We start from the raw sequence: 25,474 nt of genomic DNA, 5'->3' as shown, positions 1-25,474 counted from the left end.
ATATTCCTAAAATTCACTCACATATCCACGGGAGAGCGAAATGACCGCCCCGAAGACACTCTATGATAAAATCTGGGACGCCCATGTGACCCACGAGGACGCAGATGGCACCTGTTTGCTGTACATCGACCGCCACCTCGTTCACGAAGTGACGTCCCCGCAGGCCTTTGAAGGTCTGCGCATGACCGGTCGCAAAGTCCGTGCGCCGGAAAAAACCATCGCCGTGCCGGATCACAACGTGCCGACCACGTTGGACCGCGTGTCTGGCATCATCGCCAATGAAGAGAGCCGCATCCAACTTGAGGCGCTCGACACCAACGCCAAGGAATTCGGCGTGCATTACTATCCGGTGTCTGACATCCGTCAGGGCATCGTGCACATCGTTGGCCCGGAACAGGGTTGGACCTTGCCCGGCATGACCGTGGTCTGCGGCGACAGCCACACCGCCACTCACGGCGCATTCGGCGCGCTGGCCCATGGTATCGGCACCTCCGAGGTCGAACATGTTCTGGCCACCCAGACGCTGATCCAGCGCAAGGGCAAAAACATGAAGGTCGAAATCACCGGCAAGTTGAAGCCCGGCGTGACCGCGAAAGACATCACTTTGGCGGTGATCGGCGAAACCGGCACCGGCGGCGGCACTGGTTATGTGATTGAGTATTGCGGCGAAGCGATCCGCGATCTTTCGATGGAAGGCCGCATGACCGTCTGTAACATGGCGATTGAGGGCGGCGCACGCGCGGGTCTGATCGCGCCGGATGAAACCACGTTTGACTATGTCAAAGGTCGCCCGCACGCCCCCAAAGGCGCGCAGTGGGAAGCGGCTCTGAATTGGTGGAAAACACTCTACACCGACGAAGGCGCTCATTTTGACAAGGTTGTGACGCTGAAAGGCGAAGACATTCAGCCGGTTGTGACGTGGGGCACCTCACCCGAAGACGTATTGCCGATCTCCGCAGTTGTGCCCTCGCCCGACGATTTCACCGGCGGCAAGGTTGATGCGGTCAAACGCGCGTTGGAATATATGGGTATCGAGCCGGGTCAGAAACTGACCGACATCAAAATTGACACCGTGTTCATCGGGTCTTGCACCAATGGCCGGATCGAAGATTTGCGTGCAGCCGCCGCGATCCTCAAGGGCAAAAAGATCAAAGACGGCATGCGGGCGATGATCGTTCCGGGGTCCGGCCTTGTCCGCGCGCAAGCCGAAGAAGAGGGCTTGGCCGACATCTTTATCGAGGCGGGCTTTGAATGGCGTCTGGCCGGGTGTTCCATGTGTTTGGCGATGAACCCGGATCAACTTGCGCCGGGCGAGCGCTGTGCAGCGACCTCGAACCGCAACTTTGAAGGCCGCCAAGGCCGCGGCGGACGCACCCACTTGATGTCCCCGGCCATGGCAGCAGCGGCGGCGCTCACCGGTCATCTGACCGACGTGCGTGAAATGCTCTAAGCAACCTGGGCCACGGGCATGGCGCAACACGCACCTTCTGATCTGATCTTGATGGCTGGCCAAAGCAACATGGCTGGCCACAAGGTTGGTGTGGACGATCTCGCTGACACAGAGCGGGGTCAAATTGAGGGTGCGCGCATTTGGGCCAATGGGGCTTGGGTGCCTCTGGCGGTCGATGCGGGCTATCAGAAACGGGGGTTTGGTCCCGAACTGAGCTTTGCACGTCAGTGGCAGGTTCAGACTGGACGACCGCTGTCCATCGTCAAACTGGCCAAGGGCGGGTCTTACCTGTCTCGCGGCTGGTCTGCCGAGGGGCGTGGTGGTCCGCTCTACCAGCGTTTGGTGGCTGAGGTGCGCGCCGCAATGGCCACGGGACCAGTGCGGTTGCGGGGTTTGATCTGGATGCAGGGCGAAAGCGATGCCCTGGATCATGAGGACGCACAGGCTTACGGTACGCGGTTCGAAGGTTTTGTCGCACGCTTGCGGCAAGACCTCGGCGTGCCCGATCTGCCGATTGTGGCAGGGCTGATCACGGCTCCGGGCGACCGCGTTGATCTGGTGCGCGACGCAATGGCGTCTGCCGACGTAACGGCGTTCAAAACGGTAGAAACCCGCGATCTTGCGCATCGTTCCGGTGCCGTTCATCTGACGGCCTCCGGGCTTGCGGCGCTGGGGCAACGCTTTGCCGATGCGCTGTCTTCTTTTGAGGACAGCGCGTTGATCCGGCAATGGCTTTGGACCAGCGACCAGTATCACGCCTGGTATGAGGGCGAGACCCTGACACCGACAGGCGTCGTGGTCTCACTGCCTCATGCGGTGGCTGACGATGGCTTTGCTGAACCGGGCTTTGGCCAAAGGTTCTTTCGCAAACGCGGCACAGCAGCGGTCTATGTCCGCGCGCGGATGTCCAATTGGTTTCAGGACGAAGAGGTCTTTGAGATGGCCAAGGCGATCCGTGGCTTTGTCCCCAAAGAGACCAAACTCGTCACCTACGGGGCCTCAATGGGCGCTTATGGCGGGCTTTTACTGTCCGGGGCTTTGGCCGCAAATCGGGTTTTGGCCGTGGCGCCGCAATATTCCATCGACCGGGCGACTGTGCCTTGGGAAAAACGGTGGAGCAAAGCGGCGAAACGGATCGACGGGTTTGTGCACCGGATGGAGGACCATGTGTCCCCAACGGCGCAAAAGCTTGTGTTCTATGATCCGCTCAATGCGGACCGCAACCAAATCGCTCTGTTTGACACCGACGACACGTGGTCCCTGATCAAAATCCCGCTGGCCTCGCATCAAGTGGCACAGCGGCTTTTGGACAGCAAATCCTTGCCTCTGCTGTTTGAAGGTCTGTTTGACGACGGCCCGCCCGTGAATGACATCCGCAAAGCCGCGCGCGCGCGGCGGCGTGACAGCAAAATCTACTGGCTGACCCTGGCCAACAAAAGCGCCGAGCGCCGTCCGGGTCTTGCTCTTTATGCCATTGACCGTTGCCTTGAGGTCGGTGGCCCCAAATGGAAACTCAAAAAATTGCGCGAGACATTGTCCGCGCGTGAAACGACCTGAAAGGATTCGTGGACATGGAAAAATTTGAAAAGATCACGGGCATCGCGGCACCGATGCCGCTTGTGAATATCGACACCGATATGATCATTCCCAAAAACTTTCTCAAAACGATCAAACGCTCTGGTCTGGGTGTGAACCTGTTCGATGAGATGCGCTATGATGACGACCGCAACGAAATCCCCGATTTCGTGCTCAACAAACCGCAATATCGTGAGGCTCAGGTCATCGTTGCCGGTGACAACTTTGGCTGTGGCTCCTCGCGCGAACATGCGCCCTGGGCCTTGGCGGATTTTGGCATCAAATGCATCATCTCGACCTCTTTCGCCGACATTTTTTACAACAACTCTTTCAAAAACGGCATCCTCCCGATTGTGATGCCACAAGAGGTTGTGGACGTGTTGATGTCCGATGCTGAAAAAGGCGCAAACGCACGGATGACCGTCGATCTTGAGGCTCAGACCGTGACCACCTCGGACGGCCAGGAGTTCCCGTTTGAAGTCGATGCGTTCAAAAAGCATTGCCTGTTGGAAGGGCTCGATGACATCGGCCTGACCATGGCGAATGTCAAAGACATCGACGCGTATGAAGCCAAAATGGCGCAGGAACGTCCTTGGGTCTAAGCGCGGCTTAAAGACCATCACGACAGATTTGAAGCGGCGGCCCCTCGGGTCGCCGTTTTAATTTGTCCCTGAGTGTTTATATCTAGGCTAAAATCCGCAATCCCTTGGAGGACGCTATGATCAATTGGAAAACTTGGGTCGGTCTTGGTGCTTTGACCTTTCTCTTCGGCGTCTTGGCGCTGGGCAACGCCGTGGTTGCCTCACTGGCCATCACGATCCTTCTTGGCACGCTGTTCGCCATCACAGGTGCCGCGCAACTTTGGGCCGGCTTTTCCGCCGAGGCTGGAGGGCACCGTATCTTCAGCCTGCTTTGGGGGTTGATCAGCCTGATGATCGGGGTGAGTTTCATTGCCAATCCGGTTGAGGGCACCCTGTCTCTGACCATGGTGGTCATGGCCTTTCTTATGGCCTCCGGCGTGATCCGGTTGGTGATGTCATGGCAAATGCGGCAGACGCGGTTCTTTTGGGCCATGCTCTTGTCGGGCGCTGTGACCGTCCTGTTGGCTGGCTATATCTTTGCCAATTTTGCCGCCGTGTCGCTGTCGCTTTTGGGCATCTTGCTTGGCATTGAGCTTTTGGTGAATGGCGCGGGTCTCGTCGGGTTCGGGTTGTTCCTGCGCAGCCATCGCTCCTGACGGAAACGGCGGCCCTTACAGGCCGCCGCATCCAGTCCTTTTATTCCATCGGCGGAAGCAGACCCTCGGTTTGCGCCGTGGCCAATTCTTCAATGGACACTTCCCCACTCTCATCCGTGTCGATCGCTGCAAAGGTGTCTTCCGTCATGTCGGGATAGGCCATCAGCATTTCCTCCATGGAATAAGTGCCATTTTCATCGGCATCCATGAGTGTCATCTGCGCGAAAGCCGGGGCTGCGAGCAAAGTCAGTGCGCCAAAAGTCAAAGCGATACGTGTCATGTCATGTGTCCTTTCAGTGTATGGCACCCGCGTCACTTTTGCGGGCAAATTGAAACGGTTTTGAACCGCTGCCCTGAGAGATACGTCTGTGTGGAAAGGACGCAAGAGCTTCAAAATATTGAAATATTTTGCGCACAAGCTCGCCATAACCGCGCAACATCTTGCGCATTTTTCGGCAGCTTTTAGCGAATAGGCGGCGTTTGAAGCCGAAAATCGGCGAGATGACGCCAGCATGAGGACGGGGGCAAAAGCCCCCCTTGATAAAATCAATCGATCCTCCAGTCGGCCTTCAACAGCCTACATGCATTTCCGGCACATCTGCGGCGTGAATGAGTCTGGCCTCTGTCATCGCAAGGATCATCTCAAGCGTCACGTTTGGCGCGCGTTCAATCAAATGCAGGCCGTCGTCTTCGGGTTTGAACACGCCAAGCTCGGTGACGATCAAATCGACCCGACGTTGCGAGGTCAGCGGCAGGGTGCATTCACGCAGGATTTTGGCCTCGCCTTTGGCCCGGTGCTGCATCGCAATAATCACCTTTTTCGCGCCCGTCACCAAATCCATCGCCCCGCCCATTCCGGGCGTGTACTGGCCGGGAATGGTCCAGTTGGCGAGATGCCCGGCCTCATCGACCTGAAGCGCGCCAAGCACGGTCAGATCAAGATGCCCACCCCGGATCAAACCAAAGGAAAAAGCGGAATCAATCGTCGATGCGCCCGGCACGAACGACACAAACCTGCCACCCGCATCGGTCAAGTGGCGGTCGCTCATGCCTTCGGGCGGGCGATGGCCCATCCCGACCGCGCCATTTTCGGCCTGAAAGAACACCCCCATGTCTTCGTCAAGATAATCAGACACAAGCGTGGGAATGCCGATGCCGAGGTTCACCAATGTGTTGGGCTCAATCTCCTGCGCCACGCGGCGGGCGATAAGGGCTTTGGGGTCCATGATGTGCCTCCTTACGTCGTGGATCGGATGACATGATCGACGAGAACGCCGGGGGTTTTGACCGCATCGGGCGGGATCACCCCGACGGGCACGATTTCTTCGGGTTCGCAAATCACGGTACGACCTGCGAGCGCCATGATCGGGTTAAAATTGGTGGCGGTGAGCATATAGGACAGGTTACCAACATAGTCGCAGGAGCGCGCAGCGATCAGGGCAAAATCGGCGGAGAGCGGCAGTTCGAGCAAATACTCTTTGCCATCAACCTCGATGATCTGCTTGCCCTCGGCCACCAATGTACCCACACCCGTCGGTGTCAAAATACCGCCAAGCCCCACACCCGCCGCGCGAATGCGTTCGACCAATGTGCCCTGCGGCACCAATTCCACCTCCAACTCACCCGAAGCATATTGCGCCTGAACGATGGTGTTCAGCCCCATATGGCTACAGATCAGTTTCTTGACGCAATGCGCGGCAAACAGCGGCCCCGGCCCGGAGGTGTCCCGCGCCGTGTCATTTGAAATCAGGGTCAGGTCTTTTTTGCCAGCCTCTGCCAGCGCATGAACGATCCCGTCGGGGACGCCCACGCCCATAAATCCAGACAGCATCACAGAGGCCCCATCCGGGATCAGATCGACCGCGTCATGGAGCGATATGGCAAGATGCATGGTTTCCTCCCTCTCTTTCCATTTTCAACGTGATCAAATCACGGATCGGTGATCATTTCCATGCGCTCGGTCAACATGGTGCAAAAGGCCAAGGGCGGTGAAACGATGACTGAGCAGGCACACAGCATATTGTGGAGGCTTCGCTTACCCCCCATAGGCTCGCGAAAAATGATGTAAAATCGCACCGCTTTGTTCACGAAACGGCCCCAATTGCCCCATTAACCTTAACCATTCCTTGCTGGAGCAGATGAAAGAAGGCAAAAGTTGGGCAAGATTGAGGCAGTTGGCCATATTTGGCGGGATCAAAATGGGAAAAGAGAGCGGCATCGTATCGCACTCGACCAGTTTGAAGGGAAATGGGCAGTGATATATCGCATCCTGGGAGCGATTGTGCGTGCGGTGTTGGTGGTCATGCTGATCACAACGCCGTCGATCTTGCTGCCGAATGTATCCGCTGATGGCGCGCAGATCGTTGCCCTCGTGGCGCTGTTCGGCGCGGCTCTGACCTTTTTCGAATATGTCTCCGCCTATCCGGGTCTTGTCGAATTTCGCGATGCACCGCCGTTCAATCGTGTGCGGTTTGGGGCGCTGTTTCTCACCGTCCTGTTGCTCACATTGATTTTTCGTGGAACCGCCGAACCCACGATCGCCACCGATTTCGTGACCTCAGTGGGGGCTTTGATCGGCTATGTGCTCGATTTCCCCTACTCTCCGGTGCGGCTCATGTTGCTTGCCCTGCCTGAAGGCGCGTCTTTGAGCGAGGTTGAGATGATGCGCGAAGCCGCTGGCCTCAGCTATCTCATCTCCTTGGTCGCCTTGTCAGTCTTTGTGATCATTTTGCGGCTTGGCCATTGGCCCTCCAAATCCGGCTCGTTTAATGTCTGGATCAACCTGCCCACCTTCGATCCCACCGCCGGTGGCGACGTGATTGCACGTCTCAAACGCGATGCGCGGATCAACATTGTGATTGGCTTCCTGTTGCCTTTCCTGATCCCAGCCGTGATACAATCGGCCTCGAACCTGTTCGGTGGTTTGAGTGTCACCAACGACCAATCCTTGATCTGGACCGTGGCCGCATGGGCGTTTTTGCCATCCTCTTTGTTCATGCGCGGCATCGCCATGGAGCGTGTGGCCTCGATGATCGCCGAAAAGCGGCGTCAGACCTACGCGCGGGCCGATTTCGACCACCAACTGGTGTGAGCTGCCGCCTTTTCCTTGCCCTCTGCCTTGTCGTGTGGCCCTTTGTGGGACAGGCACAAGATCGGCTGCGCGTGGCAACATGGACCGTTGAACTGACGCGCAAGGGGCCGGGGGTTTTGCTGCGTGATATTCTCAAAGGCGACGACGCTCAAATCCTCGCCGCTCAATCCCATATCAAAACGCTGTCCCCCGATATTCTGCTGCTCGTCGGATTTGACACCGACCTTGATGGTCACGCCTTGGCGCAATTTGCCCGCGAACTCGACTATCCGCATCTTTTCACCCGTTCGGGCAATTCCGGTCGATCAACGGGCATCGACATGGACAAAGACGGGCGATTTGGTGAGCCGGAGGATGCGCAGTCTTACGGTGAATTCACCGGGCAAGGCGGTATCGCGTTTTTGTCGCGCTTGCCGATTGATGTCGATGGCATCCGCGATTTTTCTGAAATGCTGTGGCGGGATTTACCGCGCGCGCGCCTCCCTGAGGGCTATTTTGAGTCCAAAGATTTGGACGTTTTGCGGCTCTCCTCTCATGCTCATTGGGACATTCCCGTGGTTTGGAATGACACGCCGTTGCATCTGTTTACTTATGCCGCCACCTCGCCGGTGTTTGATGGCGACGAGGATCGCAATGGCCGGCGCAATGCCGACGAAACCCGATTTTGGCAATTGTACCTCGATGGCGCGCTGGCTCTGCCGCCACCCGATGCGCCTTTTGTGATCCTTGGCGACAGCAACCTTGATCCCTCAGATGGCGATGGGTTGCGGGTGGATATGGTGGCGCTGCTGTCCGATCCGCGCCTGCAAGACCCAAAACCGCGCTCTGATTTTGGCGCTACGATCGCCACCCCCGATCATCTGGGTGATCCGACCTTGGACACCGCCGATTGGAGTGACCCTGTGCCCGGCAATTTGCGGGTCGATTATGTGCTGCCGTCCAAGGCGCTTCATGTCATCGACGCAGGGGTGGCTTGGGCTCCTGCGGACGGTTTGGAAACCCCGTTTCGGCATGGGCTTGTCTGGGTCGATCTCGCGCGGATTCCTTGACGTCCGCGCAGCGGTCCGTTACGCCGGGTCGACCCTAAAAATAAGGACTCGATGCGATATGAGCACGCCCTCTCTCCTCATTCTGCCCGGCGATGGTATTGGCCCCGAAGTGATGGCCGAAGTCATCAAAATCATTGACTGGTACGGCGACAAGCGCGGCCTGAACTTTGATGTCTCAACGGACCTCGTGGGGGGCGCGGCCTATGACAAACATGGCGTGCCTTTGGCCGATGAAACCATGGCAAAGGCGCATGAGGTCGATGCCGTTTTGTTGGGTGCCGTGGGGGGACCGAAATACGATGTGCTTGATTTCTCGGTGAAACCCGAGCGCGGGCTGTTGCGCCTGCGCAAGGAATTGGACCTGTTTGCCAACCTGCGCCCGGCACAATGTTTTGATGCGCTGGCCGATTTCTCTTCGCTGAAAAAAGACATTGTTGCTGGTCTCGACATCATGATCGTGCGCGAATTGACCTCGGGCATCTATTTCGGTGAGCCGCGTGGTATCATCACAGAGGGCAACGAGCGTGTTGGCATCAACACCCAGCGCTACACCGAATCCGAAATCCGCCGCGTGGCGATTGCGGCTTTTGAATTGGCGATGAAGCGGAGCAAGAAATTGTGCTCGATGGAAAAAGCCAATGTGATGGAATCTGGCATTCTGTGGCGTGAAGTCGTCGAAGAGGTGGCCAAAGATTACCCTGAGGTTGCTGTCAGCCACATGTACGCTGACAATGGTGCCATGCAATTGGTGCGTGCGCCGAAACAGTTTGACGTCATCGTGACGGATAACCTGTTTGGTGACATCCTGTCCGATTGTGCGGCGATGCTCACCGGCTCGCTTGGCATGTTGCCCTCCGCCTCCTTGGGGGCTCCGATGGCCAATGGCCGCCCGCGCGCCATGTACGAACCGGTACACGGCTCCGCACCCGACATCGCCGGTCAAGGCAAAGCCAACCCGATCGCTTGTATCCTCTCCTTCGCCATGGCGCTGCGCTATTCCTTTGACGAGGGCGCTGAGGCCACGCGTTTGGAAACCGCGATTGAAAAAGTACTGGCCGATGGTGTGCGCACCGCGGATCTTTTGGGGGAAGAGGGCGCAACGCCTGTGACCACCTCCGAGATGGGCGACAAGATCATCGAGGCGCTGAACGCGTCGCTTTGAACATTCGGCACGGCAATTGACCTACACGAAAGGGCATCCTCACGGGTGCCCTTTAAAGTCTTTTGCATCTGATCTTAATCAGATGCAAAACGCTTTAATCAAACAGATCAAACACATCCTCAGCCGCATCAAACAGCCGATGGGCGATGGATTTTTGTTTTTTCTTTCCCTTCTTTTTGCGCGCCTGCTCAGGAGAGGGCCGTTTTTTCCCACTGACAATAAACGGGTCTTTGACATGATCTGTGTGCAGCGCCTTGAGCCGCGACAAAGGCGCGCCGCAGGCTTTACATTGTAATTCATGCCGGGCACCCTGTCCGAAAGACAGCACGGTTTTAGAGCCGCAGTAACAACAGGTTGCCGATTTATGTGTGCGATACATCTGCCTCATGTGGGGCTGATGTATGCGCGTGACAAGGGTTGCGCCCTTGTGTGTTTTGAAATCTGGCCTATTGATAGCGCAAACAGCAAGTGGGATGATCTTATGAATATCACAGGCGCAATTTACGCCCTTGCGGCTTTTGCCATTTTTTCAACCCATGACGTGGTGATCAAATTCCTAGGCGGTGTTTATGCGCCGTTTCAGATCATCTTTTTCTCAACACTGTTCTCTTTCCCGCTGGTGATGTTCATGCTGATCCGCGACCGCACGGAGGGGCATTTGCGCCCGGTGTACCCGTTGTGGACCCTACTTCGGACCATGGCGGCCATGATCAACACCGTCGCTGCCTTTTATGCCTTTTCCGTTTTGCCCCTGGCGCAGGTTTACGCCCTGATCTTTGCCACCCCCCTCGTCATCACCATCCTGTCCATTCCGATCTTGGGTGAAAAAGTGGGATTTCACCGTTGGGCCGCTGTCGTTGCCGGGCTGATCGGGGTGCTGGTCGTGTTGCGCCCCGGAGGAACAGCGTTCACGCTAGGCCATATGGCGGCGCTGTCCTGTGCCTTTTTTGGCGCGTTTGCCTCCATCGTGGTGCGCAAAGTCGGCCGCGAAGAACGTACCGCTGTCTTGATGCTCTACCCCCTGATTGCCAATTTCGTCGTCATGGGGGCGATGATGATCTTTTTCTACAAACCCCTACCGCTTTTGGACCTCGGCGGTGTCGGCATGGTGTCGCTATTGGGCTTCACCGGCGGGGTGATTTTGATCTTGGCGTACCGCGCCTCAGAGGCTGCGGTCGTGGCACCGATGCAGTACTCCCAGATCATCTGGGCAACGATTTTTGGCTATTTTATCTTCGGCGAAACCGTCGATATGCCCACGGTGATCGGCGCCGGGATCATCATCCTGTCTGGTCTTTACATCGTGTTCCGGGAATCGCGGGGCGGGCATTCGGAAAATACGCCCGTGCTCAGAACCCGCTCGCGGGCCTCCTCCGCCGCCTCCTTTCGAATCTCGCCCTTTATTCGCCGTGTAAAACAGCGCTAATTGGCCCTTGCAAATCCGCGCAAGTCGCTATATCCCGCCCGTCACGGTCGGGCTGTAGCGCAGCCTGGTAGCGCACCTGCTTCGGGAGCAGGGGGTCGGAGGTTCGAATCCTCTCAGCCCGACCAATGTAACCTTGGGGTACGCCCCATAGTTTTGCCACTTTGCACCCCATAGTTCTGCCTCTGGCTCATAAAATAGGCACCTTTCCTCGTCAGATGATTTCGGGGTTCAAGCATCTTATAAGCTTAATCCCTTGTGAAGCTTTTTTGTAAGTCTGCGCGAAGAGCGGTCGTGCGCTGCATGTACGTGGGCATTCTTGGTCTTGGCAACCTCCTGTCTGACGATTGAGAAGGCCCCAAACAGGTCAGAAAGATCGCAAACGTACTCCGTTTGCGGAGTTGCACACCGCTCACCAAGAGCGCCAATGCCCCGAAGCGGTTTAGGCCATCCCTATGCGGACATAAACGATCGGCAGAGTTCGCGTTCTTTGATCTCTATTTTTCCCTTCATAACATACCAACTGTATGGTATGTAACGGGTCATGACGAGACCAACCAAAACCTCCCCCGAGCGCGGCGATGCGCGCACCCGCCTTTTGGAGGCTGCCCGCGACGTGATCCGCCAAAAGGGGTTCGCCGCAACTTCCGTTGATGACCTGTGCCAATCGGCTGAGGTCACAAAGGGCGCGTTTTTCCATCATTTCAAGACCAAGGATGCGCTTGGCGTGGCGGCGGCAAACTATTGGGCCGAGACGACCAGTGCCATGTTCGCTGAAGCGCCCTATCACGAGCTGGACGATCCGCTGGACCGCGTGCTGGCCTACCTTGATTTCCGCCGTTCTATCATTGGCGGAGAGACTTTCGAATATACCTGCCTTGTCGGCACCATGACGCAGGAGGTCCACGACTCCGCCCCTACGATCCGGGATGCCTGCGCGAAAAGCATCTTTGGTCACGCCGCCACATTGGAGGCAGATATCAAGGCGGCCAGAGAACAGCGCGGGATCGACGCGGACTGGACCGTCGAAAGCCTCGCCCGACACACTCAGGCTGTTCTTCAGGGTGGCTTTATTCTCGCCAAGGCGACGGGAAACCCGGACCTCGCCCGCGAGAGCGTCGATCACCTGATCCGCTATGTCCGCACGCTTTTTCACCTCGACCCCGACCCTCCAGTCACGACAGAAAGGGAGAATTGAAAATGGAACATGCAGCCAAGGTTCGGACCTGCCTTTGGTTCGACAAGGGGGGCGTTGAAGCAGCCCGTGAATACGTGTCTCTTGTCCCGAACAGCCGGATTGAAACGGTGCGCGAGAATGGCCAGCCTGATGATCCGATGGTTGTCGAGTTTACTTTGGCTGGTGCGCCGATGATGATCCTGACGGCTGGGCCGCACTACAAATTGACCCCTGCCGCATCGATCAGCATCCTGACCGAGGATCAGGACGAAACGGACCGGCTTTGGGATGCGTTGACCAAGAACGGAGGGGAGCCGGGGCATTGCGGTTGGGTGGTGGATCGCTTTGGCGTCTCTTGGCAAATCGTGCCGAAGCGGTTGCCGGACCTCTTGGCCAGTGACGATCCCGCGGTTGTGGGGCGTGTGAGCGCGGCCATGATGCAGATGGGCAAGATCGACATCGCGGCGCTGGACGCAGCGGCCGCGCAGGAGGTCCGCATGGGTGAGACAACCGAGATCGCCTGTTCCTGCGGGCGGACCCGACTTGAGGTGCGCGGCGATCCCATCGACAGCGTCGAATGCTGCTGCGCATCATGCCGCGAGGCGGCAAAGCGAATGCAGCGGCTGGACCGCGCGCCGCAGGTCCTGACGGAACATGGCACCACGCCGTTCGTCATCTGTCGCAAGGACCGCGTGCGCTTTCTCGCCGGCGCTGACGGGCTGAAGACCTTCCGCCTGTCCCCCCAACACGCGACCAAGCGCGCCATCGCCACCTGCTGCAACACGCCGGTCTATCTGGAGTTCAAGGGCGGGCACTGGCTGAGCCTTTATGGTGGGCTATGGCCTGACGGCACGATGCCAGCGCCGACGATGCGCACGATGGCCTCCGACCTGCCTGAGGGGGCTGTGCTGCCCGACGACATCCCGAATGCGAAGACACAGAACTTGCGCTTTTTCGCGAAGCTCTTCGGCGCCTGGGTCGCCATGGGGTTCCGCAATCCGAAGACGCCAGCTACAGGAGAGATCAATGTCTGACGCCGATGAGAAGATCGAGATCGAGAGCATCACCTCGCCGGGGCGAGTTGTGCGGGTGAACCGGGCGAAATACCTGGCCATGCGTGAAGCGCTCCTGCCGGTGCTACCGATGGAGGCCCCCGGGCTAACGGTCGCCGAGGCAAAGGCCGCTCTGTTGCCGGCCCTGTCGCAGGACCTGTTTCCGAAGGGTGAAAAAGCGGGTTGGTGGCTGAAGGCCGTGCAGCTTGATCTGGAAGCCAAAGGCGTGATCACGCGTGGTAGCCCGGGGCCGGTTCGGCTGTTTAAGACAGGGAAATCGGCGTAGCACCTCTGGAGTAGTGAAGCAGGGGCGATTGGGATTGGCAGCTATACCAGCTCCCCATGAAATTCGGACACTGACATAGGCTACCATTTGCAGCCTGCCGACCTTCTACACGAAAAAGAGGGGGATACCGATACACATCAGTTTGACCGGATATTTTTATGTCGACTTGCGCGTGTTTGCCCTTTTCGAGAGAAAGCATTGGACAAACGACCCGGCCGAGGTCACCAAATGAACCCCAAGCTCTGCTCGCCCGCGGGCGGCCTTTGGGTTTTGCCACCTTCGCCTCTCACACGGACCCCGCCATGCCCCTGTTTGTCACCGATAAAATCGAAATTGCCGATTGGGAGATCACCGAGCAATTCGTGCGCGCCTCGGGTCCCGGCGGGCAAAATGTGAACAAGGTCTCAACAGCCGTGGAACTACGGTTCGAAGCGGCGCGCTCGCCGTCCTTGCCGGAGCCAGTGAAAAACCGATTGCGGCGCTTGGCGGGGCGGCGCTGGACCAAAGACGGCGCTCTGGTGATGTTCTGCGACGAAACCCGCCACCAAGCCCGCAACCGCGAGATCGTGCGGGAGCGATTGGTGGAGCTGATCAAACAGGCGGCGGAAAAACCGAAGTTCCGGGTCAAGACCAAGCCCACCCGCGGCAGTGTCGAACGACGAATTAAGGCGAAGAAGGTCCGGGGGGAAGTTAAGGCGCTTAGGGGGCGGGTGGAGTGACAATCAACCGAAAAATATTTTTAAAACCAAACCACCCTAAGTGAGTACTTTAATTATTTAATAAAATTATGAACTTACAATGACATTTCAAATTTACGCCAGTTGAAATGTTGCAAAATTGACTCTACCATTTGTTAGGATTTTTCCTATATACTCAGATGAGGAGCAGAATTGTTCCTGAATAGAAAAATAGACTCCGTATCATTCGCCGATTATCAAAGTTTACAGGATACTGTAACGCGAATGGACGGAGTCGAATTTTTATGAATCATCGTTTTGCGATTTTGATCGACGGCGGATTTTTTACTAGAAAATTATATTCAAAATTAAAAAGAAACCCCTCCGTTGACGATGTCATGACGGAGATTGAGCTTTTGCGTAGCAACACGATGTTTGACGCATATGAGTTGCTTAGAATTTACTATTATGATGCACTTCCTGCGACTGGAAAAGTGAGGCATCCGATCACAGGCCAATCTCTTAACCTTGCGGAAACGCCTGTTTTTACTCGAAATAAGGCATTTTTTCAAAGTTTGGAACTTCAACCGAATGTCTCGCTGCGCGCGGGCGAACTATCGCCCCGGGGCTATAAGTTGAAAAAATCCACCATGGACGATAAGGCGCTCCCAACTCGCGCTCTAGTGGAAAATGACTTTGTCCTCGACATTGAACAAAAGGGTGTTGATTTGAGGATCGGATTGGACATTGCGAGGCTTTCATTGACTCGGATGGTTCAGACAATTGTTGTGGTAACAGGCGACAGTGATTTTATCCCCGCATTTAAGTTCGCCAGAAGGGAAGGAGTCCGAGTGGTTTTGGCGCATATGGGACACGGAGTAAAATCTGAGCTCAAAGCACATACAGACGGAATTGTTTAGCTTTATCCTAAGAAAACAAATTCCTAAACCACAACCTCCACCGCGTCCTGCTCCCCAACCCCAAACACCCGTTTATACCGCTCAACCTCGGCCTTCGGCCCCATCGCCTTGTTCGGATTGTCGGACAGTTTCACCGTTGGCTGGCCGTTGGCACTGATGGCTTTGCAGACCAAGCTGAACGGCGCGAGTGCATCGCCTGTGGTCAGGCCTCGGAAGTCGTTGGTCAGCAAAGTGCCCCAACCAAAAGACGTGCGCACGCGGCCCGCGAACTGGGTGTGGAGTTCGATGATTTTATCGGTGTCCAAGCCATCAGAAAAGATCACCAGTTTCTTGGTCGGGTCTTCGCCGCGTGCGCGCCACCAGTCAATCGCCACCTCCGCCGCCGTCGCGGGGTCGCCGCTGTCGATGCGGATGCCGGTCCAGCCCGCAAGCCAATCGGGCGCGCCATTCAAGAAGCCGCGTGTGCCGTAGGTGTCGGGCAGAATGATGCGCAGGTTGCCATCGTGTTCTTCATGCCAATCGGCCAGCACCTCATAGGGGGCCTGGCGCAGCTCGGCGTCGGATTGGGCCAGCGCGGAATAGACCATGGGAAGCTCATGGGCATTGGTGCCAACCGCTTCGAGGTCGCGTTTCATCGCGATGTGGCAATTCGAGGTGCCGGTGAATTTGGAGCCGAGACCTTCGAGCATGGCTTGGACGCACCAATCCTGCCAGAGGTAGGAATGACGGCGACGGGTGCCGAAATCGGCGATTTTGAGCCCCTCAAGTGGTTTCAGCCGTTCGATTTTTTCCCACAGTTTGGTCATGCCACGAGCGTAGAGCACCAGAAGTTCAAATTTTTTCATCGGCCCAAGCACAGCCCGCGACCGCAGCTCCATCAGGATTGAGAGCGCCGGAATTTCCCAAAGCATGACCTCGGGCCAGGAGCCTTCAAAGGTCAGCTCATATTGGCCGTCCTTTTTCTCAAGCTGATAAGGCGGAAGGCGCAGGTTCTCGAACCATTCCATGAAATCCGGGCGGAACATCTGGCGTTTGCCATAAAACGTATTGCCGCGCATCCATGTGCTTTCCCCGCGGGACAGGGAGAGGGAGCGAACATGATCCAACTGTTCGCGCAGTTCGCCCTCATCGACCATCTCCGCCAAGCGGATGGATTTGGAACGGTTGATCAGCGAAAACGTGACCTGGGTGTCGGGTTTGTTGCGAAACACCGACTGACACATCAGGAGTTTGTAAAAATCGGTGTCGATCAGGGAGCGGACAATCGGGTCGATTTTCCATTTGTGATTGTAGACGCGGGTGGCGATATCGACCATGAGCAGGCCCCTTCTTATGACAAAACGGTTAAAGCAGGGCAGAGAGGGGTTTGGCAAGCAGACCCATGGTTTTGTTCGTCATTTGAAAAGATTTGCGTGTTAGGCAGGATTTGAATTGTGACAAAGAGGCAGATGATGAAAGCGATTTTAGCTGGGGTATTTTGGATCTTGGCGGCGGGGTCGGCCATGGCGCAGGGCGATTGGGACTATGGGTCGTGGCGGGTGTCTACATTCGCCGAAAACGTGGGAACGGCAGGGATCGTCGAGGATGTCTACCACTATTGTATCGCCAGCAGTGGCGGCGATGGCGACGCGCGCATTTCGATTGAGTTCATGAGCCATGATGCCGGCCCGCCGACGGTGTATCCTTCCGTGGTGATCGAAGAATACGCCCCACGCGGCTATGACACGCAAATGCAGGACGGCATGACCGGCTACATCATCTTCGACAGCTATGAAACCGCCGCCGCGACGCCTGTTACAAGCTATGATCCTGATGGCTATAAACGCGCGCGGGTGAGCTATGATCAACCCTACAGCCAGTGGATGCTACAAAAGATGCAGGCCAACGGGCGGCTGGATTTGGTGGTTCAGGGGCGACCTGTTGCGGCGTTTCAACTCAACGGGTTTTCGGCAGCCTACCTGAAGGCGGCAGATGTTTGCGGGTTCTCCGGCGTCGGCGTGATCCCGTGATTATCGGTCGCGCGGCGTCCAATCTTCGTCCGTATCGGCCTGTTTGTCACCACGGCGCCTGAGTTTCATCGCCAGCCCAAGCGCGATACCCACACCAATAGCAAGGGTGAGATCGGTGAGCACCGTGAGCAAAAGTGTGATCACCAAAAGCACCTGATCCGAACGAGCCGCGCGCAGATAACTGCCCCAACGATGCGGCTCAGACATGTTCCACGCGGTCAAAAGCAGCAAACCGGACAGGGCGGGCATGGCAAGAAAGCCTGCCAGCGGGGCCGCCAGCATCAAAATCGCGAGAATGGTCAGCGCATGAATGATCCCGGCTACCGGCGTTTTACCCCCCGCGCGCACATTGGTCGCGGTGCGGGCAATGGCCCCTGTCGCAGGTAAACCGCCAAACAGGGAGGAGCCCAGATTGGCCACGCCCTGCGCGAGAAGCTCCGCATTGGACCGGTGTTTGCCAGAAATCATGCGATCCGCAACCATGGCGGACAAAAGCGATTCAACACCTGCCAAAAAGGCGATGATCACCGCCGAGGACAAAAGTTCGCGGATGCGATCAAAGCTGAGATCCGGCAACTGAGGCATCGGCAGACTGCGTGGCAAATCGCCAAACCGCGTTTGAATCGTCGCGACAGGCAGATCGAAGATCGCAACAACGGCAGAGGTGATCGCCACCGCCACGATCAACCCCGGCAATCGCGGCGCAGCGCGGCGGAACAAAACGATCAACACCATCGTGGCCAATCCGATGGCAAAGGCCGCCGGGGTCATGGCGGGCAAAGCGCGCCAGATCGCGGGGATTTTTTCGATAAAATCGGCAGGCATCGCGCCGCTGAGACCCAAAAGATCGGGGATTTGGCTCGTGGCGATGATCACGGCGATGCCGATGGTAAAGCCGTTGATCACCGCTTCGGGCACGTGGCGCACCAGACCGCCCGCATGGAACGCCCCCGCAACCAAAAGGATAATTCCGGCCATGAAGGTCGCGGTGACCAATCCATCATACCCATACGTCGCCACCACCCCGGCAACCACCACGATAAACGCCCCGGTCGGCCCGCCGATCTGAACACGACTACCGCCCAGCGCGGAAATCAAAAAACCCGCGACGATGGCGGTGACGATACCCTCCGCAGGCCCCGCACCTGAGGCGATAGCAATGGCGATGGACAGAGGCAGTGCCACCAAAGCCACGGTGATGCCAGCAAAGACATCGGCTCTAAACTGATCTTTTGTATAGGTTTTGAGAGTGGTGAAAAGTTTCGGGGTCATGGCTCAAACAACCTCAACCCCGGCGGTTTTCATCCCGTCGATTGCGGTTTTCTTTGATCCCTCCATGTCAATCGCGCGACATAAATCCGCACGAACAGCGACTTTAAACCCAAGGCGCGCGGCATCGACGGCGGAGAAATTCACACAGAAATCAAACGCCAGACCGACCAGCGTGAGCGTATCTATTCCACGGGTTTTGAGATAGCCCTCAAGCCCGGTCGGGGTCACATGATCGTTTTCGAAAAAGGCGGAATAGCTGTCAATCGCGGGATTGTACCCCTTGCGAATGATCAGGTCGCCATCAAGTCGCAGCCCCGGATGAAAGGCGGCACCGCCCGTGCCCTGAATACAGTGATCCGGCCAGAGCACTTGGGTGCCATAAGGCATCTCAGTGGTGCTAAAGGGCGCTGCCGCATGGGTGCTGGCAAAGGACGAATGCCCGGCGGGATGCCAGTCTTGCGTCAGGACCACGGCAGCGAACTCATCCATCAAAGCATTGACGCCGGGTACGATCTCGTCGCCGCCGGTCACAGCCAGCGCACCACCGGGGCAAAAGTCGTTTTGGATGTCGATGACGATCAAGGCTTCGTTGGCTGGACGCATGGGAGGTCTCCTTTGGCATAGGCCTAGCGCGCGCTGACCGGGCTTGGCAAGCGTCATGGCGAGGTGAATGGGGGTCGGTTTTGCCCAAGTGACCGAGGGATTCGTAAATTAGGATCTTTTGGGCTGGATGAGAGACTGATTTCTAGGTGGCAGACGCAATTCTTGCCCCGCGCGCTCAAATGTAATCCGCGACATCCCCGGCTTGGTTTACGCCACGGCGGATAAGGTATCTTTGTCAGAGAGTACCACGTCGGCGAACACCACAGTGCCTTTATAGTCGCGCCGATCGCACCGGAGCCGAGAAACCTTTGGACGCGCTGGCGGACGGGGCCGTAGCGGGATATGTATAAATGATGCGCGCTTTTACCGCTGTGCAAGGTCTTGCCTGCGCCCACAGGCGGGAGTATCGAGCATATTATGTTTACAGTTTGCGCTCTCTATCACTTCGCCCGCTTCGATGACCCCTCCGCTTTGCGGGGGCCGCTTTTGGAGCTATGCCTCTCGGACGGCATCACCGGGTCGCTTTTGCTGGCCCGCGAAGGCATCAATGGCACAGTGGCCGGGCCCACGCCCGCCGCGATTGACCGTTTGGTGGCGCATATCCGCGCCCTGCCCGGCTGTGCCGATTTTGAGTACAAACTCTCGACAGCGGCGGCGCAGCCATTTGGCCGGATGAAGGTCCGGTTGAAAAAAGAGATCGTGACCATGGGGCAACCGGATGTCGATCCGCGCGCGCGGGTTGGGCACTATTGCAACCCGAAAGAGTGGAACGAACTGATCTCAGCCGATGATGTGGCAGTGATCGACACGCGCAATGATTACGAATTTGGGATTGGCACGTTCAAGAACGCGATTGATCCGCAGACCAAGAGCTTTCGCGACTTTCCGCAATGGTGGGAAGAGAACAAAGACCGGTTTCACAACAAACGCATCGCGATGTTTTGCACCGGTGGCATTCGCTGTGAGAAATCGACCAATTTCCTGTTAGGTCAGGGGATTGAGGAGGTCTATCACCTCAAGGGCGGGATTTTGAAATATCTCGAAGAGATGCCCAAAGAGGAAAGCCTTTGGGAGGGCGAATGTTTCGTCTTCGATGGTCGCGTGTCGATTGGACATGGGTTGACCGAGGGACCACATGAGCTTTGCCACGCCTGTCGCCGTCCGATTTTACCCGAAGACAAAGCGCGGCCAGAGTATGAAGAGGGTGTGTCCTGTCATCAATGTGTCGATGAAACGGATGAGGCGCGCAAAGAACGGTTCCGCGAAAGGCAGCACCAAATTGCTTTGGCGAAAGCGCGCGGCGAGCGGCATTTTTCGCGTCAAGCGTAAGTGGCCCAGTACGCGTTTATCTGAGCATCATCCGATGAACGCGGATGGCGCGGTCGACATCCTCATACCATGTCAGCTTGCCATCTTCTATAATTGCCGCGGCATTGCAAAGCGATGCGATGAGACCCAGAGAATGGGACACCATGACGGCACCGGAATTTTTCAAACGATCCCGGATCACCGCCTCACTTTTTCGGCGAAAAGAGGCATCCCCAACAGAGGTCACTTCGTCGATCAAATAGTGATCGAAATGGATACCCATAGAGGCGCCAAAGGCCAAACGCGCCCGCATACCGGAAGAGTAGCTACGGATCGGTTGATAAAAATGGGCACCGAGTTCGGAGAAGTCTTCTACAAAATCAATAAGTTGCTTTGTATCGACTCCATAAACCCGTGCAATGAACCGCACATTTTGCGCGCCCGTCAGATCGGCATGAAAAGACCCCGCAAAACCGACAGGCCAAGATACCGTTCCGTCAATGTCAATCTGACCGCTGTGAGGCAGGATCGCACCGGCGATCATCCGCAAAAGGGTCGATTTCCCCGCCCCATTGCGCCCTAAAAGCGCGACACAGCGATCTTGGGGGAATTCGACCGTCAGATTGTCGGCCACGACTTTTCTGGCATGCCCCAAGGGAAAAGACATCGAGACGTTTTTCAAACGGATCATGTTTAGCGTCGATCTTTTATGGAATAAAAAATCATCGCCCCAAGCGACCAAACCCCGACAAGCAAAAGCGTGGTGAGTGCAAAGATCAGGATGCGCCTTGGATGGGTTGGAGTTTCGGCCAGTGTCGGCGGACTATAGACCACAAGGTATCGACTTTTCCGATCCGCTTCCGTCACAGCCGCATCGTAATTGGCACGGGCCGCAAGGTATCGTGCTTCGGCAAATTCCCGGTCCACCACAAGACCTTCATATTCCGAAACAATCTCCGAATAGGGCGGTCCGCTGCCTTCTACTCCCGCGCCAAGAGAGCTGCGCTCATCCTCAATGCGATTGCGGATGATGCTGATACGCCGATCCGACTGTTCAATCCGAGGGTCCGTGTCGCGCGTTGTCGATTGGCGGATGAGGTCATTGGTGATGATTTCCTCGGCCAATTGCGCATTCAGCGAGTTCAAAAGCCCCATTTGGCCCTGGATTGCCGCTTGCGGATCAATCATCTGATTTTCGACACGAAAGGCCGTCAGCCGGGTGCGTGCACTTCGCAGCTGTTCCGTGGTCACATCAAGGGTTTCGCGGGCAAAACGAATGCTGTCTTCACGGGCGATATTGGACAATTCGTTGATTTTCTGAGAGGACAATTCGAGCACGGCGCGGGCGATATTGAGGCTATCCTCGGCACGGAAACTGCGGATTTCGGCCTCAATCAAACCGGCATTGCCATCAAAGGACACGAGCGTCATCTTGGACCAATAGTCCGCGAGATCCTCGATGGTTGCACCATCATGAAGGCTGAAAACAGGGTCGCGATTGGGCAGAGAATAGATTTCCTTGAGATCCAGTCTCTGATCAATCAAAGAGACAATTTCATGACCTCGCATATATTCATACAGGATATCGCTGTCGCGCGCCCCATTGGAGGACGATCCAATAAGCGAGCCAACAAGGTCAGACACCGGAAGCGACGTCTCCGCGCGCACCGAAAAGCCGACAGTTGTGGAATATTGATCAGACGCGAACACTGCAAGGTAGATGGCGGTCAGAACGGACGGCACAATAACAAAGGCCCCAAAGGTGGCGGCGAGGATATAGTGGCGCGGTCGTAAAAAAGCAGGCTCCGCTTTTGGTAAAGTCTCTACAAGAACGATGGATTCCTTGATATTTGGCTCAGGCGCCGTGTTAGCCTCCGCTGCGGCATTCGCCTGATTTGCTCGCCGTCTGCGCCTTGCTCGTGCCGCCAAATTCACGTGTATTCTCCTTTGAAAGGCTTGCTATACTGCTGTCCCGAAGATAGCTGTGAAGCATGCTTAACCTAGCCAATGCATGGCTTTAAGACCAGCCTGTAAACTTAGTTCGCTACAAAGTAGAGTAAGAATGAGCCAGCTCCCTCCCGAAAGGCTTGCCAGTGGCATCGTGCCACCACAGCGACCCAAAGGGCGAAAGTACAAATTTGGGCGGAGCGTCATCGCCCTTATTCTCAGGGAGGTTGAGACCCGCTATTCGCGTGCGCTGGGTGGGTATCTTTGGGCGTTCTTCGAACCTGTCGCCGGGATTACATTCCTCAGTTTTATCTTTTCGCTGATTGCACACAAACCTGCCTTGGGGTCGAGTTTTCCTCTGTATTATGCATCAGGTTTTTTACCATTTGGCATGTTCATGGCAATTTCAAATGATCTGTCACGCGCGGTACGATTTTCCAAACCGCTGCTGCAATACCCCGCGATTGCGTTTATCGACGCCCTGATCGCGCGGTTGGTGTTGAACCTTGTCACGCAGGGCTTGGTGATGACCTTGGTGTTCATTCTGATCGTGAACATGTTCGATCTTTCGCTGATCGTGAACTGGTCACGGATTTTCTTAGGGGTCGCGATGCTGATCGCCTTAAGCGTGGCGATTGGCGTATTGAATTGCTACATTATCTTGGTCGTGCCTTTGTGGGAACAGATTTGGTCCATCTTGACACGACCTTTGCTGATCATTTCAGGCGTTTTGTTCTTACCGGAAAGTTTTTCTCAACCCACACTTGGCGTTTTGATGCTCAATCCCATTTGTCACTTCGTCGGCGTTTTGAGGTCAGGAATTTATTCAACATATGATGCTTCGGCGTCGTCCCCGTTATACGTTTTTGCCTTGGCTCTTTTTATCGGAACCATCGGCATGATATTGCTCAGCCGCAATTACAAAGCCTTGTTGCTCAAGTGACGAGAGAGCAAACAGAGCGCAGCCAAGTGAGCGGGCAGACAAAAAAAGACCTAGGAGCGAACCGAGTATGAGTGCCACAAGTAGGGCAAAAAATGCCCTAAGATTTTTATTGGCGACCCCAAAAGAACGCCGCTACGCCCGTAAAATCAAAGCCAGCGGGCAGTTTGACAGGGATTTTTACCGCGGCATGGTACCTGGGCTACATTGGCTCTATAAACAAAACCCGGAACGTCACTATGTGATCTTTGGCGAAGCTTTGGATATCCAGCCAAGCGGATCTTTTTCTCCAAGAGCCTATCTCAGACATAACCCCGACGTTGCCGCAGCCGGAATGCGACCGCTGGAACATTATGTCACCCTTGGCATACAAGAAGGGCGCGTGACGCGCGACCTTCCGGGGTTTGATCTTGTAGACGGCGTGGCATTTCCAATTCTACGCGCAGATCCAACACGCAAAAAGGCTCGGTTCGCCATCGTGGTGCATGTCTTTTACGCCGAGCTTTGGGGGGAAATCGCCGCACGGATCAAAGCGCAATCCTTCGAATACGACCTGTATGTCTCTTATATAAAATCCAAGTCCCACAAAACGGACATCAAAGACTTGGTTCTCGGGGATTTCCCGGAGGCCAAAGTCTATGCGATGCCAAACCACGGGCGCGACATCTATCCGTTTTTGCATTTTGTGGCGGCTGGTTTTCTGGATGGTTATGAGGCCGTGTGCAAACTGCACACCAAGAAAAGCCCCCATCGCACAGATGGCGACGTCTGGCGCCAAGCCTTGATCCAAGGCATTTTGGGAGATCCCGACGCCACGATGACACGGCTTGAAACCTTTTTGACCGCTTGGGACGCCGGGTTTTGGGTGGCCGATGGGCAGCATTACAGCGGCACCGAATGGTGGGGCTCGAATGTGGACACGACCCGCCAACTCCTTGATCGGATCGAAGTGCCTTTGGATGTCTCCTCCCTCGATTTCCCGGCCGGTCGATCTATTGGCTCAAACCAACGATCCTTGCGATGCTGAAATCCATGCAGCTCACGCAGGATCATTTCCAAATTGAAGATCAACAGCTTGACGGAACGACGGCGCATGCAGTGGAGCGCGCTCTTGGCTATATCTGCAAGGCCGCAGGATTGAAAACCTATCAGACGACCGAGATCGACAGCCTGACGCCGAAAGCCAAACCCAAGGCTCCTCAATACGTTACAGCATTTTACCTGCCACAGTTTCACCCGATTGCGGAAAATGACAGATGGTGGGGCAAAGGCTATACCGAATGGACCAGTGTCGTGGCCGCCGAGCCGAATTTTTCCGGCCATGCCCATCCGGTTCTTCCTGCCGATCTTGGGTTTTATGACCTGCGTGTGCCTGAGACGCTAGCGGAACAGGCCAAGATGGCCAAAGCCGCAGGCATCGACGCCTTTTGCGCCTATTATTACTGGTTTGACGGGCAACGGCTTTTGGAAAAGCCGATTGATTTAGTGTTAGATCGGCCTGACGTCGAGTTCCCATTTTACCTGTGTTGGGCGAACGAAAGTTGGCGGCGCAATTGGGATGGGTTGAGCGGTGAAATCCTCATGCCACAGACCTATTTTCCGGGGTTTGCCGGTGATTTGGCCCGCGACATTGCGCGTTACATGCGCGATCCGCGCTACCAGCGCCCTGACGGCATACGCCCGCGATTTGTGATTTACCGACCCGAAGACATGCCCGATCCAGCCGCAGCCGTAGAGCAGATGCGGCAGGTTTGGCGTGACGAAGGCATTGGCGAAGTCGAACTTGGGGCGGTGCTGTTTCACGTAGATGGCGACAGCCCGGTCAAAGACAATCTGTTCGATTTCTGGGTCGAAATGCCACCGCATGGTCTGGTCAAAAGCAATGCCTATCTGTTTGGCGGCCCCGATGGCAACAAGATGCAAACCTCTGTCATGCAGGGATTTAGCGGGCTGATCTACGACTACGCAAAGGCCGCAGCCTATGCGACCTCATCGGCTTACACCAAGCGCCTCCCGAAAACGACGATTGCCGGCATTATGCCGTCCTGGGACAACACCGCCCGGCGTGGAGATAAGGCGCATATCGCCTATGGTGCCAATGTGGGCACGTTCAGGCGTTGGTTGCACAGCCTGCTCGAAAAGCGGATTGCGGGGTCGTACCGCGAGGAGCTTTGGATCAATGCGTGGAATGAATGGGCGGAGAAAGCGGTGCTTGAACCCACAAAACAAAATGGCGACGCCTATTTGAAGGTTCTGGCCGAATTTTGCGGCGATAAAACCCAAAAAGAGACGTAAG

General features: G+C 56.2%; 27 protein-coding genes and 1 tRNA gene. 19 read left to right on the top strand and 9 right to left on the bottom strand.

Going from position 1 to position 25,474, the window contains the following annotated elements; all coding sequences use genetic code 11:
• Positions 1-40: 40 nt before the first annotated feature.
• The 4 genes from leuC (at position 41) to C8029_RS07170 (ending at position 4,262) form a co-directional block, all read left to right on the top strand.
• A complete protein-coding gene (leuC, locus tag C8029_RS07185) occupies positions 41-1,450 on the top strand; it encodes a 3-isopropylmalate dehydratase large subunit (protein ID WP_152002595.1) in 1,410 nt (469 codons plus the stop codon).
• Between the two features lie 18 nt (positions 1,451-1,468).
• Complete coding sequence (locus tag C8029_RS07180; RefSeq protein ID WP_152002594.1) at positions 1,469-3,007, top strand: sialate O-acetylesterase; 1,539 nt, start codon at positions 1,469-1,471, stop codon at positions 3,005-3,007.
• 14 nt (positions 3,008-3,021) lie between these two features.
• Positions 3,022-3,627 carry a 3-isopropylmalate dehydratase small subunit gene (leuD, locus tag C8029_RS07175; protein WP_074645012.1) on the top strand — a complete coding sequence of 202 codons (606 nt, stop codon included), beginning with the start codon at positions 3,022-3,024 and terminating at the stop codon, positions 3,625-3,627.
• A 116-nt stretch (positions 3,628-3,743) separates the two neighbouring features.
• Positions 3,744-4,262 carry an HdeD family acid-resistance protein gene (locus C8029_RS07170; RefSeq protein ID WP_152002593.1) on the top strand — a complete coding sequence of 173 codons (519 nt, stop codon included), beginning with the start codon at positions 3,744-3,746 and terminating at the stop codon, positions 4,260-4,262.
• Between the two features lie 40 nt (positions 4,263-4,302).
• On the opposite strand, the gene C8029_RS07165 is transcribed toward C8029_RS07170, so the two are convergent.
• The 3 genes from C8029_RS07165 to C8029_RS07155 all read right to left on the bottom strand — a co-directional run bounded on the left by C8029_RS07165 (position 4,303) and on the right by C8029_RS07155 (position 6,153).
• A complete protein-coding gene (locus C8029_RS07165; RefSeq protein WP_009570134.1) occupies positions 4,303-4,542 on the bottom strand; it encodes an EF-hand domain-containing protein in 240 nt (79 codons plus the stop codon).
• A gap of 289 nt (positions 4,543-4,831) precedes the next feature.
• Complete coding sequence (locus tag C8029_RS07160; RefSeq protein ID WP_152002592.1) at positions 4,832-5,488, bottom strand: 3-oxoacid CoA-transferase subunit B; 657 nt, start codon at positions 5,486-5,488, stop codon at positions 4,832-4,834.
• Between the two features lie 11 nt (positions 5,489-5,499).
• Positions 5,500-6,153 carry a CoA transferase subunit A gene (locus C8029_RS07155; protein ID WP_009570136.1) on the bottom strand — a complete coding sequence of 218 codons (654 nt, stop codon included), beginning with the start codon at positions 6,151-6,153 and terminating at the stop codon, positions 5,500-5,502.
• Between the two features lie 363 nt (positions 6,154-6,516).
• Here C8029_RS07155 and C8029_RS07150 point away from each other — a divergent pair, with 363 nt between their 5' ends.
• From C8029_RS07150 to leuB, 3 genes are read left to right on the top strand one after another with little or no spacing between them, the layout of a single operon-like run.
• Entirely contained in the window at positions 6,517-7,353 is an 837-nt protein-coding gene (locus C8029_RS07150; RefSeq protein ID WP_152002591.1) for a hypothetical protein, read from the top strand.
• Positions 7,354-7,397: 44 nt separating this feature from the next.
• Positions 7,398-8,402, top strand: coding sequence for an endonuclease/exonuclease/phosphatase family protein (locus C8029_RS07145; RefSeq protein ID WP_193217619.1), 1,005 nt, complete (start codon positions 7,398-7,400; stop codon positions 8,400-8,402).
• 58 nt (positions 8,403-8,460) lie between these two features.
• Entirely contained in the window at positions 8,461-9,564 is a 1,104-nt protein-coding gene (gene leuB / locus C8029_RS07140; RefSeq protein ID WP_152002589.1) for a 3-isopropylmalate dehydrogenase, read from the top strand.
• Positions 9,565-9,658: 94 nt separating this feature from the next.
• Here leuB and C8029_RS07135 read toward each other — a convergent pair whose 3' ends face one another.
• On the bottom strand, positions 9,659-9,943 hold the full coding sequence (locus tag C8029_RS07135) for a hypothetical protein (protein WP_009570141.1): 285 nt from the start codon (positions 9,941-9,943) through the stop codon (positions 9,659-9,661).
• 102 nt (positions 9,944-10,045) lie between these two features.
• Between C8029_RS07135 and C8029_RS07130 the strand changes: the two genes are divergently transcribed.
• From C8029_RS07130 to C8029_RS07100, 7 genes are all read left to right on the top strand, one after another.
• A complete protein-coding gene (locus C8029_RS07130; protein WP_040401790.1) occupies positions 10,046-10,990 on the top strand; it encodes a DMT family transporter in 945 nt (314 codons plus the stop codon).
• 48 nt (positions 10,991-11,038) lie between these two features.
• Positions 11,039-11,115 (top strand) — tRNA-Pro (locus C8029_RS07125).
• 416 nt (positions 11,116-11,531) lie between these two features.
• A complete protein-coding gene (locus tag C8029_RS07120) occupies positions 11,532-12,185 on the top strand; it encodes a TetR/AcrR family transcriptional regulator (protein ID WP_152002587.1) in 654 nt (217 codons plus the stop codon).
• Positions 12,186-12,187: 2 nt separating this feature from the next.
• On the top strand, positions 12,188-13,198 hold the full coding sequence (locus tag C8029_RS22335; protein ID WP_152002586.1) for a VOC family protein: 1,011 nt from the start codon (positions 12,188-12,190) through the stop codon (positions 13,196-13,198).
• A complete protein-coding gene (locus C8029_RS07110) occupies positions 13,191-13,502 on the top strand; it encodes a DUF6958 family protein (protein ID WP_152002585.1) in 312 nt (103 codons plus the stop codon). Before C8029_RS22335 ends, C8029_RS07110 begins: the two co-directional genes overlap by 8 nt.
• Positions 13,503-13,804: 302 nt before the next feature.
• A complete protein-coding gene (gene arfB, locus C8029_RS07105) occupies positions 13,805-14,221 on the top strand; it encodes an alternative ribosome rescue aminoacyl-tRNA hydrolase ArfB (protein ID WP_152002584.1) in 417 nt (138 codons plus the stop codon).
• 263 nt (positions 14,222-14,484) lie between these two features.
• Complete coding sequence (locus C8029_RS07100; RefSeq protein ID WP_152002583.1) at positions 14,485-15,099, top strand: NYN domain-containing protein; 615 nt, start codon at positions 14,485-14,487, stop codon at positions 15,097-15,099.
• Positions 15,100-15,122: 23 nt separating this feature from the next.
• On the opposite strand, the gene pncB is transcribed toward C8029_RS07100, so the two are convergent.
• Entirely contained in the window at positions 15,123-16,415 is a 1,293-nt protein-coding gene (gene pncB / locus C8029_RS07095; RefSeq protein WP_152002582.1) for a nicotinate phosphoribosyltransferase, read from the bottom strand.
• Between the two features lie 135 nt (positions 16,416-16,550).
• On the opposite strand from pncB, the gene C8029_RS07090 reads away from it, so the two are divergent.
• Positions 16,551-17,108 carry a hypothetical protein gene (locus C8029_RS07090; protein ID WP_009570146.1) on the top strand — a complete coding sequence of 186 codons (558 nt, stop codon included), beginning with the start codon at positions 16,551-16,553 and terminating at the stop codon, positions 17,106-17,108.
• Here the strand turns inward: C8029_RS07090 and C8029_RS07085 are convergent, their stop codons facing one another.
• Positions 17,109-18,380 (bottom strand): SulP family inorganic anion transporter, encoded by a 1,272-nt coding sequence (locus C8029_RS07085; protein WP_152002581.1) that lies wholly within the window; start codon positions 18,378-18,380, stop codon positions 17,109-17,111.
• 3 nt (positions 18,381-18,383) lie between these two features.
• Positions 18,384-18,983 (bottom strand): bifunctional nicotinamidase/pyrazinamidase, encoded by a 600-nt coding sequence (gene pncA, locus C8029_RS07080; protein WP_009570148.1) that lies wholly within the window; start codon positions 18,981-18,983, stop codon positions 18,384-18,386.
• A 417-nt stretch (positions 18,984-19,400) separates the two neighbouring features.
• Between pncA and trhO the strand changes: the two genes are divergently transcribed.
• Positions 19,401-20,312, top strand: a complete 912-nt coding sequence (gene trhO, locus C8029_RS07075; protein ID WP_009570149.1) for an oxygen-dependent tRNA uridine(34) hydroxylase TrhO — start codon at positions 19,401-19,403, stop codon at positions 20,310-20,312.
• 16 nt (positions 20,313-20,328) lie between these two features.
• Here trhO and C8029_RS07070 read toward each other — a convergent pair whose 3' ends face one another.
• Both C8029_RS07070 and C8029_RS07065 read right to left on the bottom strand, forming a co-directional pair.
• Entirely contained in the window at positions 20,329-20,982 is a 654-nt protein-coding gene (locus C8029_RS07070) for an ABC transporter ATP-binding protein (RefSeq protein ID WP_152002580.1), read from the bottom strand.
• A 2-nt stretch (positions 20,983-20,984) separates the two neighbouring features.
• Entirely contained in the window at positions 20,985-22,034 is a 1,050-nt protein-coding gene (locus C8029_RS07065) for a KpsE/RkpR family capsule polysaccharide export protein (RefSeq protein ID WP_152002579.1), read from the bottom strand.
• Positions 22,035-22,353: 319 nt separating this feature from the next.
• On the opposite strand from C8029_RS07065, the gene C8029_RS07060 reads away from it, so the two are divergent.
• The 3 genes from C8029_RS07060 to C8029_RS22920 all read left to right on the top strand — a co-directional run bounded on the left by C8029_RS07060 (position 22,354) and on the right by C8029_RS22920 (position 25,473).
• Positions 22,354-23,181, top strand: a complete 828-nt coding sequence (locus C8029_RS07060) for an ABC transporter permease (protein ID WP_009570152.1) — start codon at positions 22,354-22,356, stop codon at positions 23,179-23,181.
• Between the two features lie 109 nt (positions 23,182-23,290).
• Positions 23,291-24,205 carry a rhamnan synthesis F family protein gene (locus C8029_RS22925; protein ID WP_353617590.1) on the top strand — a complete coding sequence of 305 codons (915 nt, stop codon included), beginning with the start codon at positions 23,291-23,293 and terminating at the stop codon, positions 24,203-24,205.
• Positions 24,199-25,473, top strand: a complete 1,275-nt coding sequence (locus C8029_RS22920) for a glycosyltransferase WbsX family protein (RefSeq protein ID WP_353617589.1) — start codon at positions 24,199-24,201, stop codon at positions 25,471-25,473. The genes C8029_RS22925 and C8029_RS22920 overlap by 7 nt, the downstream gene beginning before the upstream one ends.
• Position 25,474 lies beyond the last annotated feature (1 nt).

Origin of the sequence: Roseobacter sp. TSBP12 (genome assembly GCF_009129705.1) — a bacterium.
Taxonomy (GTDB): domain Bacteria; phylum Pseudomonadota; class Alphaproteobacteria; order Rhodobacterales; family Rhodobacteraceae; genus Celeribacter; species Celeribacter baekdonensis_A.
The sequence above is the reverse complement of the archived record's forward strand: the minus strand, read 5'-3'. Positions and strand labels throughout refer to the sequence as shown.